This is a genomic window from Chryseobacterium potabilaquae, assembly GCF_902728265.1.
Taxonomy (GTDB): domain Bacteria; phylum Bacteroidota; class Bacteroidia; order Flavobacteriales; family Weeksellaceae; genus Chryseobacterium; species Chryseobacterium potabilaquae.
Genome location: NZ_CACVBR010000062.1, coordinates 1 through 12,673 on the forward strand (window position 1 = coordinate 1; position 12,673 = coordinate 12,673).

General features: G+C 29.8%; 6 protein-coding genes. All 6 read left to right on the plus strand.

The genetic code is table 11. The features are described from left to right. On the plus strand, positions 1-2,829 hold a 2,829-nt coding region (locus CHRY9293_RS17670; protein WP_162034188.1), incomplete at its 5' end, for a non-ribosomal peptide synthetase. A gap of 102 nt (positions 2,830-2,931) precedes the next feature. After that, on the plus strand, positions 2,932-4,185 hold the full coding sequence (locus tag CHRY9293_RS17675) for a TCR/Tet family MFS transporter (RefSeq protein ID WP_162034193.1): 1,254 nt from the start codon (positions 2,932-2,934) through the stop codon (positions 4,183-4,185). 595 nt (positions 4,186-4,780) lie between these two features. After that, positions 4,781-5,602: a GIN domain-containing protein gene (locus CHRY9293_RS17680; protein WP_162034189.1), complete on the plus strand. Its 822-nt coding sequence runs from the start codon at positions 4,781-4,783 to the stop codon at positions 5,600-5,602. Positions 5,603-5,915: 313 nt separating this feature from the next. Beyond that, positions 5,916-6,737 carry a GIN domain-containing protein gene (locus CHRY9293_RS17685; protein WP_162034190.1) on the plus strand — a complete coding sequence of 274 codons (822 nt, stop codon included), beginning with the start codon at positions 5,916-5,918 and terminating at the stop codon, positions 6,735-6,737. Between the two features lie 933 nt (positions 6,738-7,670). After that, entirely contained in the window at positions 7,671-8,519 is an 849-nt protein-coding gene (locus CHRY9293_RS17690; RefSeq protein ID WP_162034191.1) for a helix-turn-helix domain-containing protein, read from the plus strand. 1,525 nt (positions 8,520-10,044) lie between these two features. Continuing rightward, positions 10,045-12,673, plus strand: a 2,629-nt coding sequence (locus CHRY9293_RS17695) for a non-ribosomal peptide synthetase (protein ID WP_162034192.1), incomplete at its 3' end; no start/stop codon positions are given.

A 12,673-nucleotide genomic window follows, 5' to 3' on the forward strand; every position in this document is an offset into this window, starting at 1 on the left:
TCTTTTCTTCAGCCTTTTGAAGGAAGTCTATCATATGATGTAGCGAAGTTTGATCTTACATTGATGATAGATGAAAATGGAGATACTTTATCGGGTACCTTCAATTATGCTAAGTCTTTATTCAAAGGCTCGACTATCGAGCATATGGTCTCGACTTATCTTTATCTTTTAGATCAGTTTGTAGATTACCATGATTCTGTTTCTTCTCATACTAAGTTATCCTCCCTTCACTTGGTACGTGAAGAAGACACAAATGTTATATCCATGGGTGAAGGATCTTATTATGAATATGATGGCTCCTCTTTGCTTCATGAATTATTCGAGCATCAGGTAGATAAGACCCCGGATCATATAGCGTTGGTATATGAGGATGTTAGCCTTACTTATCAAGAACTTAATGAAAGGTCTAATCAGTTGGCCCATTATCTATTGGATACTTATAAAATAGTACCTGATGAGCTTATTCCTTTATGTTTGAATAGATCTGAGGATATGCTTATAGGGATTTTAGGAGTATTGAAGGCCGGAGGTGCGTATGTTCCTATGGATCCTGGTTATCCAATGGAGCGTATAGATCATATTCTCAAAGATACTCATGCCCGAGTTATCCTAGTAGAAGAGAGTACCCAATCTTTATTATCTGATTATAAAGGCTGTGTATCGGTATGTGGATCAGAAGAAGTTGAATTTTCCGTTGTAAGTTTGGATAATGTATCTGTTGTAGATACTCTTTCAGGTTGTAGTGTTACTAATCCTGTTACGGGAGTTAAATCTGATAATTTGGCTTATGTAATTTACACGAGTGGCACAACAGGTAAGCCTAAAGGAGTAATGATAGAGCATAGTGGAGTAGTAAATCTAGTTTCGGATTTATATTCTCGTTATGAGTTAACTAGTGAAGATGTTATTTTTCAATTTGCCAATTATATATTCGATGCATCAATTGAACAAATGATGTTGGCTATTTTAAATGGAAACAAACTTTTATTTATTAAAGATAAGAGCTATTTAAATGAAGAGCTATTTTTGAAAACCCTTTCCGATCATAATGTTTCCTATATTCATTTAACACCTTCCATTTTAGAAAATATTGATATTACGAAAGTTAGTAGCTTACGGGTATTAAATTCAGGAGGTGAAGCTCTATCCGATCAACTTTATAATAAATTAAATAATCATCACTTCCGTTTAGTTAATTCTTATGGTCCTACAGAGACGACAGTTACTTCTATCGTTAATACGTGTGGTAAGAGTAATAATATAGGACGGCCTATTTCGAATACTTCGGTGTATGTTTTAGATCGTTATTTACGTCCCGTACCTGTAGGCGCAGTGGGAGAATTGTATATTGGAGGTAGTGGTTTATCACGAGGCTATTTAAATCTACCAGAACTTACCGATGAGTGTTTTGTAGCTAATCCCTTCCAGAGTGAAGTAGAAAAGTCCATAGGTTATAATGGACGTATGTATAAGACGGGAGATTTAGGCCGTTTTCTTCCAGGAGGCGATTTGGAATATATAGGTAGGAATGATTTCCAGGTAAAGATTCGAGGTTATAGGATAGAGCTAGGAGAGATAGAGAATGTGCTATTGAGCTATGAAGGGATTCGTCAAGCAGTAATCTTGGCTAAAGAAAATAGCTCTGGGTTAAAATATCTAGTAGGATATTATGTATCGGATAGAGCAATCAATCCTGAAGATTTATCATTGTATTTATCGGGACTTCTTCCAGAGTATATGGTTCCTTCTGGGTATGTTCATTTGGAGGAGTTTCCGTTAACGATTAATGGTAAGTTAGATCGTCGGGCCTTACCGGAGCCTAATTTTGTAGGAGATAGAGAATATGTAGGAGCCTCGAATGATTTAGAGAAAAGTCTCGTAGCTATTTATGGCGATGTATTAGGATTAGATAGTGAAAGTATTAGTATCCATGATGATTTCTTCCGCTTAGGAGGTAATAGTATTATGGCCATGAAACTAATTGGTAAGATTTATTATCATCTTAAGATACGAATAAAAGTTACAGATATTTTCTATGCTAAAACTATTGAGAAATTATCTTCAATTATTAAGGACTATAAAATGAAGTATAAGCCTGTAGTAGATCTTAATAAAGAGAAAGGTAAATCTAATATGTTCCTAATACATCCAGGAAGAGGAGGTTGTGACGTTTATAATTCCTTGGCTGAAAAATTAAGTCAAGATTATCATTGTTACGGGATTGATTCTTATAACTTATATAATGAAGACAAGATTGATGATCTTAATCGCCTGGCTTTATATTATCTGGATCATATTGAGGAAATACAAAAAGATAGTGAACAAAAAGAATACATTTTACTAGGTTGGTCTTTAGGGGGGCAAATTGCGTTAGAAATAGCTTCTATACTAGAAGGGAAAGGACACACAAACATCACTGTATACTTATTAGATACGATTCTTTTTGGCCCAGATCCAGAATTGATCAAATATCATTCTCCGCCTTCCGAGAAAGAGATAAGTGAAAATTATGAGATACCAATGAATAGTGAATATTTTATTAATACTAAGAAGTTTTTATTAACTGAGTTTGCTATTGAAGGACAAAATATCTCTAATAATCTGAGATTTACAAGGGTAACATTGTTAAAAGCGATGTTTAAATCAGAAAATACTGATGAATTAATTAGTAATCATATACAAAAATTAGAATATAATAATGTAGAAAAGATAATTGAAAATCCAGATTTGTTAACGGTGCATCCTCTTAATATATCTCATAAAGAAATATTAAAAGATGAGCAATCTATAATAGAGATTATAAAAAAAGTTAAAGATTTCAAGTTATAGAAATAATCTGATATTAATTATGCTTACTAGAGGCTGTATCATGCTTACAAAATACAGCCTCTAACTTATAAAAAAGTATATTAAAAAATTCAAAGTATGATTATAAAAAAATCAAAGAAAAATGCTGCTATTAGTTTCATATTTATTACTTTATTAATGGACACTGCGGGGCTAGGTATTATTATTCCCGTGGTTCCCAAATTAATTGAAGAGCTTATAAGTGGAGATATAATCGAAGCAGCACAATATGGTGGTTGGTTGAGCTTTGTCTATGCTTTTGTTCAATTTATTTTTTCTCCTCTTCTTGGAAATCTTAGTGATAAATATGGTCGAAGACCTATAATTTTGATTTCGCTTTTCGGATTTGCAATAGATTATATTTTTTTAGCAATAGCACCTACTATCTGGTGGCTATTTATAAGTAGAATTATTGCAGGAATTACGGGAGGGAGTGCTACAGCAGCAAGTGCGTATATTGCTGATATTTCAACGGATAAAGACAGGGCTAACAATTTTGGAGTTATTGGGGTTGCTTTTGGGTTAGGTTTTATAATTGGACCTGTTTTAGGAGGTGTTTTAGGGCATTATGGTTCAAGAGTCCCTTTTTATTGCGCTGCTGCTTTATCCTTTCTTAATTTTATGTATGGATATTTTATTCTACCGGAAAGTTTAGATATAGAAAAAAGAAGAGAGTTTAGCTGGAAGCGAGCTAGCCCTATAGGTTCTTTTAAATTCTTGAAAAAATATCCTGAAATTTCAGGTTTAACCCTATCTCTTCTGTTGATTTATATTGCGGGCCATGCTGTGAACAGTAATTGGAGTTTCTTTACTATATACCAATTCAATTGGACGGAGAGAATGATTGGAATATCATTGGGCTTTGCAGGATTATTGATAGGATTGGTACAGGGAGTGATCATCAGATGGACAATTCCTAGATTAGGAGAACAAAAAAGTATTTACTACGGATTGATTTTGTATGCTCTTGGAATGTTGTTGTTTGCTTTTTCTTCCCAAAGTTGGATGATGTTTGTATTTTTGATTCCTTATTGCTTAGGGGGAATATGTGGACCTGCTTTACAATCGATTGTTACCAAGAACGTTGCATCCAATGAGCAAGGGGAGCTGCAAGGCGTTTTAACGAGTTTAATAAGCGCCACCTCAATTATCGGACCTCCCATAATGACTAATATATTTTACTTTTTTACTCGCGGGAATGCGCCTTTCAAATTCTCTGGCGCACCATTCTTTTTAGCATTTATTTTAATAATAATCAGTACAATTATTATCCATTTTTCTTTTCGAAAAATAAGGAATTGCTCTATGGATAATGTGGATAATATCTCTGATCCATAGTAGGTAAGAAAACACACAAAGACATCAATAGTTTTCCTGTTGTCATTAATTGTGTTTGAAAAGAAACAATTATGAATATAAAAATTAAAAAAAATCCAACATGAAAAAAACATTTTGATTTCGTTCCTAACTTGAATTTTAGTATGGTGTGTAAGAAATGTTTCAAATGATGAATAGCATACATTTAAATATTGTCAAAAGTACTACATCAGCATCTAAAAATATTTCTTTTGATACTTTGATACAGTCTAGTCTCCCCATATAAGTTGAGGAGCAATAATGGCAGAATAGTTTGTTAATTCTAGAATAATTAAACTTTGGAATTTTAGACTATATAAACCTTAATTTTCAAATAACCTCCTTTTTTAGCTTACCAACAATAGTTACAATTAATTATTTAAAATGAGTCTAAAAGGAATTCTTGCTAAAGATCAATATTCATCATTTTTTAAGCAATTGCAATGTTAGTTTATACTACATTATATTATCAATTAATACTTTTTCGTGATATTGTAAAATGTAGTTAAAATGCAGTGTTTAGAAACCAATTATGAACCTATACATTTAACAATAAAAATTTTTTTAAAATCAAATTATGAAAAAAAACATTTTAATTTCATTATCAACATTAGTTTTAGCATCATGCTCAGGAGATGCTATAAATGATGAAAAAGGGATAAATACCGTTGAAAGTACTACGGCAATGTCTAAAAATGCGACTTATACTGAAAAAACAGTAGTAGGGAGTTTTAATGATATTACTGTAAATACTGCTATTATATCAAATATCGTAAAATCAGATACAGAAAAAGTTATCATTTCTGCTCCTCAAGATATAATTAATTATGTTGTGGTGAAAATTGTTAATGGAGCTGTGAATATATCAATTGATAAGCCTACTGGTATAATTATTAAAGATCCGGTTTATGCCACCATTTATGCAAAAAATATTACAGCTTTAACAGCTACATCCGCTGCTGAAATTACTTTTAAAGATTCATTTGAAAGCAATAAAATTTTATTTTCTATAAATAGTGCCGCTAAAATTAAAGGAAATAATAATCTTATTAAAGCCAATGAACTAGTACTAAATTTAACATCAAGTAGCCAATTTCAATGTAATATAGATACTAAAGTACTCAATATTACATCAGCGTCATCGGCAAAAGCTACTGTTTCAGGGACTGCAGATTCTTCAACAATAGAAGCAGCGACATCTTCTATAATAGATGGTACAAGTTTATTGTCCGGAAGAACTAACTTAAAAGCCTTAACATCCTCACGTATAAGCCAAGGTGTAAAAACTCAAGCTGATGCTTATGCTGCGACTGCATCTATAATAAAAATACTAAAAAAAGATCCTTCCCTAGTGGTTAATAAAACTACACTTTTAGGAGGGGTAATAACTGTAGAATAGTTTGTTATTCTTCTAGTAATTTAAAAAAATAATTAAACTTCGGAATTTTAGATTATTCAAAACTTGATTTTCAAAGAACCTCCTTTTTTAGCTTACAAACAATAGTTACAATTAATTATTTAAAATAGTCTAAAAGGAGTTCTTACTAAAGATCAAATATTCGTCATTTTTTAAACAATTGCAATGTTAGCTTATACTACATTATATTATCAATTAATACTTTTTCGTGATATTGTAAAATGTAGTTAAAATGCAGTGTTTAAAAAATAATTATGAACCTATATATTTAACAATAAATTTTTTTAATCAAATTATGAAAAAGAACATTTTAATTTCGTTATCAACATTAGTTTTAGCATCGTGTTCAGGAGATGCTATAAATGATGAAAAAGGGATAAATACCGTTGAAAGTACTACGGCAATGTCTAGAAATGCGACTTATACTGAAAAAACAGTAGTAGGGAGTTTTAATGATATTACTGTAAATACTGCTATTATATCAAATATCGTAAAATCAGATACAGAAAAAGTTATCATTTCTGCTCCTCAAGATATAATTAATTATGTTGTGGTGAAAATTGTTAATGGGGCTGTGAATATATCAATTGATAAGCCTACTGGTATAATTATTAAAGATCCGGTTTATGCCACCATTTATGCAAAAAATATTACAGCTTTAACAGCTACATCCGCTGCTGAAATTACTTTTAAAGATTCATTTGAAAGCAATAAAATTTTATTTTCTATAAATAGTGCCGCTAAAATTAAAGGAAATAATAATCTTATTAAAGCCAATGAACTAGTACTAAATTTAACATCAAGTAGCCAATTTCAATGTAATATAGATACTAAAGTACTCAATATTACATCAGCATCATCGGCAAAAGCTACTGTTTCAGGGACTGCAGATTCTTCAACAATAGAAGCAGCGACATCTTCTATAATAGATGGTACAAGTTTATTGTCCGGAAGAACTAACTTAAAAGCCTTAACATCCTCACGTATAAGCCAAGGTGTAAAAACTCAAGCTGATGCTTATGCCACGACTGCATCTGTCATAAGAATACTAAAAAAAGATCCTTCCCTAGTGGTTAATAAAACTACACTTTTAGGAGGGGTAATAACTGTAGAATAGTTTGTTATTCTTCTAGTAATTTAAAAGAATAACTAAACTTCCGAAGTTGATATTAAAATCAAATAAGTTACTTATTTATTAATAGACAGAGAAAGTTAAATATTACTACTTTCTCTGCCTTTTAAATTAATCAAAAGGGAGAGGATATTACAAAATATAATAGAATTGTTTCTCATTAAAACTTACAGGCATGAATGGATGTCCTTGCTAGATTGCTAGTAAAAGACTAATAATGATGCTGTTTGGAAAACTATTTTTCACATAGTAGAATTTGAAGATGATTATGATATTCACGAAAAAAATAAAAAAATGATGGATACAAAAAGTTAGAGTAATGTATTACACCAAAGCTGATAGCCTATTAATATGAGATCCTGGAATTCCATTGTAGAGAGGTTTTTTGTTTTATGGTCGTGATATGAGTATTGAAAATATCTTTAATTATTTATATAAAATTTTATTTTCTTTATGATTGTTGAAAAACATAGTTTCATTATGTGAAGATCAATACAGAGTGATTAATTGCCAATAATTAGAAAATATTTCTAATTATTTATATATAATTTTAGATTGTTGTATGGAAACATAGTTTCTATGGTGTTTGTAAAGAAGCTGAGGCGTGTTGGATAAGAATATTTTTTAGTCTACAACACGTGATTAAAATTCTTTTTTTAAGATAAAATTAAAATGATATGCCTAAAAAAGGATTATATCATTCTCTCAAAAAAAGCATCATAAAGGATACTTTTCGTGAAGTTATATATAGTTGAAAAATTAAAACATAATCTTACATTTTTACAGTAAGTAATAAATAACTTTTAGGTCTTAATCGTTTTTGGAGGCCTCTCTGAAGTATTATCGAGAGACATTAGAAATATCAAATTTTCTGGAGACCATTTTCATAATAACCGTGCTAATAAATACATAATATACATGGAACAAAAAAACGTACAGAATACAAAAAAACATGTTGATATTGGGCAACGATATCTTTATTTAAAAAATGAAATACATAAGATCTCTAAGAAAGATGCTATACTTGTAAAAGGTATTAATAGCCGGGGTAGAATTAAAGAAAAAGTCAGAGAGAGTAATAATATAGAAGATCGTGTACAAAATTATGTAAATACATCTTATGACGATATAGATGAAAATATTTTTTCACGAAATAAAAACCAAATAGCTCAAAGAAAAATATGGGTGAAAAATATTATAATTGTCATTGCTGTATTTATTATAATAATCGGAACAGCATATTTTATTTGGTATCCCTATAACCACAAAAAAAGTATTACAAAATTTAAAAATAAATTCTATTCTTTACATGGGAATTCCTCCATAGAAAATACTCCATTGCAGAAGAGTGAGGAGAGTAAATTAAACGGAGATGAATTAATGATGTCTTCAGAAACAGAGCAAAAAATTTTAACGAAACTAAAGGAGTTTGAGGAATTGGATTTATTTATAAATAATAATATGTCGCGTGCTTATTTAGCTACATTTTGTGAGACTAATGGAAAATATTTATCTTATGTTATAAATAAACAAAAAAATAAATGCATAAATAGCTATATTAATGAACTGCGAATAAATTATATTATTAGAAAATTACAAAATGTTCACAAGTATAAGAAATATAAGATTGCTATATTGTCTGAAGAGGCAGGTTTTTCTTCTCCCAATAGATTCTCTTTGGTTTTTAAAAAATTTACAGGGATGTCCCCTTCACAATTTATAAAATATTTAGATGAAAAGGGAAATGAAGGCCCACGTTTTCAATAGATAATGTTTTTATTGACATATATTTTTGATTTTTTTCTTATTTCGCAATAAAAACCTTTCATTGAACTTATATCTATCGTAAGGATTAACGACACCAATATCTTATTACTACAAAATAGATAAATACAAACTCATGGTACATTTGAGATAAAAATATATGTTGCAATTCCACAATGTAAAGTCATTTTGTTATAAACCCCCAAGTACAAATTTTGACTTGCTGCCTAATTGATGGATATATTCAACTTTGATCATATATTAAGCTGTTTTTGAAGTAGATCTATTGATATTAATTTTACTAATTTTTTAATATCAATAAAAAATAATATAGCTTGATCCCAAAATAGGTTCTTTTTGAGATTTTACCTCATTAAGTCGTTCGGAAAAGTTATTTTTTTGCCCTAATAGCCGAAAAGTGTTTAAAAGAATCAACATTTTTAGTTTCTCCTAATAATACCAATTCATAAATATACATAATTTAAAAATAGACTTATATATATGTTGATTTTTTAAAAATAGATAGTGGTAGTAATATTCTTTTTAAAGCTAATAAAATACCAACTAAAAGGCAAAATATCCCATTCAGTATTATAAATACATTTTATAATATTTTGTTCAATAAAATCTGATAAAATACTATCTGAAAGCTTTAAACCAAATGCAAAGAAAATAAGTAAATCAGGAACATTTAATGACCAAATAGCTTTACAATTAATTAGGGTAGAAGGAATATTTTAATTTTACTACAATTATACGACATTCTTTATTTAGTGAAATGGTAGTTTGTAGGAGTATAAAACTCATGGTTAAATGATTCTATAACATTACTTTTTTGTGTAATCCTATATAGGATGAAAAAAAGTTAATAGGGAGTAATTAGTTGCCAAATTTCAGAAATTGATTATTATAATTTATTCATATTATTGAAATAAAGCTCCTTATCCTATCTATAAATGGCAATGAGGGAAAGGTTTGTCCTATTATCAAATCTAGTATGTAGCATAAAAATACACCCATTTTTCTTTAATAAAATGATGAATTATTGCTGAAAGAAGATTCAAAAGCTACAGATCATAAGGGGATAAATTGTATAAAGTTTTTATGTGAAAAAAATTCAACTTATTTAATTTATGGCCCTAATATATTGGACAGATTTCATCGAGACTGATTTTGATTTATTTTTTTCAATTTACTATCATCAAATTACTAAACCGATATTTAGTAACCAAAGAAGATATAAAAATAGAGATATAATAATATCTTTTTTATTAATGATGCTCTTATTCCGGAATACAGTGTGTAATCTTTTGAGGAATAGAGTATTTATTTTAAAAGAACTTGAATTTTCTTCATCATATTTTAGACATCTTGTCTTAGCAAGGGAAAAGAATTTTTCAGATGATTTCTCAGCACATGTTTCCCATTATATTCCAATAGAAAACCTCATGAGCAAGCCAAAAATATTTCAATTTTTGCTAGCAGACTTAAATTAACACTTAATCGATTATTTAAAAAAAACACCATAATGAAAAATCCCCAACAATTAGTAAAGCTAACTCCTTATCAAGCCATTTTTTATAATGAATGGGTATTAAACCCTTTGAGAAGTGATTATAATATGATTTTAGATCAATCCATGTCTGGATTTATAGACATAGATAGGCTAAACTCAAGTTTAATAAGAGCTATTAATAATAACTTATTAACCAACAGTAATATTGTAAGTAAATCAGATGGTTTGTTTTGGAAAAGAAGACCGTTATTAAGACAAGATACTCAAGTATTAAGATTTTTTTCTGATGAACTTAGTCAGGAGAAGATATTAGAATTGGCATTAGAACCTTTCGATTTGGAAAATGATCAATTGGTAAGATGCTACGCTATTAAATTAAAAAATGAGAGATATCGAATTATTTTTATAATTTCTCATATTCTTGTAGACGGTTTAAGTACAAATTCCATATATAGTGAACTAGGTAAATATTATAATGATAATAATTATGTGAGTCCATTAAGTCTCATAGAGCAAGCTAATTTGCATGAGAAATTGAACAGTCAACTAGATCATATTCTAGATAATGGGAAAACAGAAATGTGTGATTTCTGGGAAAAACATTTGAGAAATATAGAAAATATAGATTTTAAATTTTTAGAATCTAAGAAACCTACAAAATTCAATGAAAATGTTTCTATTAGTCCTGTAAGTGAAATCCGTTTTGAATTTAATGAAGAAATTTTTTCAAAGACTAAACAATTAACTAGAAATTATAAGCTCACCTCTTATACCTATGGCCAATTAATATTAGCTATATTACTGCATAGAATATCAGGTGTTGATAATTTGGTGATTGATTACCCTGTAGGTATTAAAGAGGGCCAAGAATTTATATTTGGGGCTCATGTTAATACTATTTTTAAAGATTATCGTTTTCATGAAAATAGTACACTTCTCGATCTGATAGATCAAAACTTGTCTTATATTCAGGAGTTAAAAAAAAGTAAGGCTCACTATCTTCCTATAGGAGAATTAATTCAATATGCTTCCCAATTAAATATATTAGAATTTGGATTTGTTCAAGCTGTTTTTAAAGATATAGTTATTGATTATGAAGGTGTTAGTGATATCAAGATTAATGATGAATTAAATATCGATTTATCTGGGAAAATTGTATTTGAACAGGAAATAAAAGACAATCAAATTAATTATAGAGTGAGATATGCAAACTCTGAATTAAATGGTGAATTAGTTTCCAATTTCATAAATATGTATAAAAGCTTATTTATTCGTGTATTGAATGATTTATCCGAGGGTAAGGTGGATCTTTTAATATCTGAATACGATTTATTAGATCCTGAAACTTATCAAACTATTGTCCATCATTGGAATCCTTCATTTGTAGAATATGATTCTGAAAGTACAATTCATAAATTATTCGAGTCTCAAGTCGAAAAGACTCCGAATCATATCGCATTGGTTTATAATGATGTAAAGCTTACATATCACGAGCTTAATGAAAAATCGAATCAGTTGGCCCATTATCTTCTCAGTGAATACAGTATAAAACCTGATGAATTTATTCCACTTTGTTTAGAGCGTTCAGAGAATATGATTGTAGGAATCTTAGCAGTCTTAAAGTCAGGAGGCGCATATGTTCCTATGGATCCTGGTTATCCTATCGATAGAATAGAGCATATTTTGAGTGAGACGGGAGCTAGAGTTATTATTGCAGAGGAAAATACAAAGAGTAAATTATATGAAGCTTTGATACAAGATCTCTGTGTGGTAAGTATAAATAATGTTGAACATATCAGGGATTTTGAGAATAATCCTATAACAAATCCTATCACTTCAGTAAAATCCACTAACCTGGCATATGTTATTTATACCAGTGGAACAACAGGTAAGCCTAAAGGAGTAATGATTGAGCATATCAGTGTGGTGAATTTAATTTCTGATTTATATTCCCGCTATGGGGTAAATAGTAATGATGTTATTCTTCAGTTTGCCAATTATGTTTTTGATGCATCCGTAGAGCAAATATTATTGGCTATTTTAAATGGGAATAAGTTGGTATTGATCGAAGATAAAAGTTACTTAAATGAGGAATTATTTATAAAAACACTTTCGGATCATAAGGTGTCATATATGGATCTAACCCCTTCAATATTGGAAAGTATTGATGTTACACAAGTTAAAAGCTTGCGTATACTGGAGCTAGGAGGAGAAAATTTAACTGAAAGTTTATATAGAAAATTAAAAAATAAGAATTTTAAACTCATTAATTCTTATGGTCCTACAGAAACAACTGTTGTTTCTATTGTAAATATGGATAAGGAAACCAATAGCATAGGTCGTCCTATTCGTAATACTTCGGTATATGTTTTGGATAGCTACTTGCGTGCTGTTCCTTTGGGGGGAGTAGGAGAGCTATATATCGGAGGAGTAGGAGTTTCGCGGGGCTATTTGAATCTTGCTGAGCTTACGGCTGAGCGTTTTGTTGTTAATCCTTTCCAGAGAGAAGAGGATAAGGAGATAGGTTATAATGGACGGATGTATAAGACAGGAGATTTAGTACGTTTTCTACCAGATGGTAATTTACAATATATAGGTCGTAATGACTTCCAGGTAAAGATCCGAGGTTATAGGATAGAAT

Bases quoted from the DNA above. Each gene is read 5' to 3' on its own strand.
- CHRY9293_RS17680 (WP_162034189.1), top strand. From the start codon at position 4,781: ATGAAAAAAAACATTTTAATTTCATTATCAACATTAGTTTTAGCATCA.
- CHRY9293_RS17685 (WP_162034190.1), top strand. From the start codon at position 5,916: ATGAAAAAGAACATTTTAATTTCGTTATCAACATTAGTTTTAGCATCG.
- CHRY9293_RS17690 (WP_162034191.1), top strand. From the start codon at position 7,671: ATGGAACAAAAAAACGTACAGAATACAAAAAAACATGTTGATATTGGG.